Raw genomic sequence first — 769 nt, 5'->3', positions numbered from 1 at the left:
GTTATGTGGACATGGTGGCGAACATCAGGGCCATGACGGCTGCGCCGAGGGCTTCGAGTCCGTGTTCAGCGCGGATGGAGAGTCTCGGAGCCGTCGCGTGGCGGCGGGTGGTTGTCGTTGCCCGGAAACGCAGCAGGAGGATGAGGAATACCGCTGCCGCGGCTCCGAAGAATACTGTCAGCAGGATCGCCAGGCCGGGTGAACGATCGAGTGTTATTGTCGCCGTGTTTTGGGTTGCGGCTGCCATCGGGTGGTGGGCGTTCGACATCGGCATTCCGTCTGCCGGAACGATTCCATGGCCGGCGGTGGTCGCCTGACCCATCATGGCGACCATGAGGGCGGCGCCGGCCATGGTGAGGCTGTGGTAGACGCACTTCAGCCGGCCCTGGCTACCCGCGCAGAGTGTTTTGAATTCCGGCCGGGCGACCGCCTGAATGATAAACCACAGTGCCGCGCCGGTGAGGACGGCGATCTGAGCAAGCATGGTCGAGGGCACGAGGTTCCACAACATGGCAGCCATCAGGACGTTCATGAGGGCATGGAGGCTTTTGTTGACCTGGTCCGTGCGCTGGTGAGACCTTGCCGCCTGCAGGAGGTGATAGCTTCCGCTGAGCAGCAGGACGGCCGTGAGGGTCCAGGTAATTGCGGGGAGATTGAACACGCGGATCACGCTCTCACTACTGGGTTTGGGTTAGGTAAGAGTGCGGTCCCCGGTGCCGTTGTGGACGGCGCCGGGGACCGCTGTTTAGGGCTGCTCCTTCTCCAGCTC

The 769-nt window shown here is 63.1% G+C and carries 1 protein-coding gene; it reads right to left on the bottom strand.

What is annotated here, in order from left to right; translation table 11 throughout:
- Position 1: 1 nt before the first annotated feature.
- Positions 2-661, bottom strand: coding sequence for a DUF5134 domain-containing protein (locus NFJ07_RS25585; RefSeq protein ID WP_269998911.1), 660 nt, complete (start codon positions 659-661; stop codon positions 2-4).
- Positions 662-769 lie beyond the last annotated feature (108 nt).

This window comes from Arthrobacter sp. B2a2-09 (assembly GCF_027587375.1).
Classification (GTDB): domain Bacteria; phylum Actinomycetota; class Actinomycetes; order Actinomycetales; family Micrococcaceae; genus Arthrobacter.
Note: the sequence above shows the minus strand (reverse complement) of the source record. Positions and strands in the feature narration are given on the sequence as shown.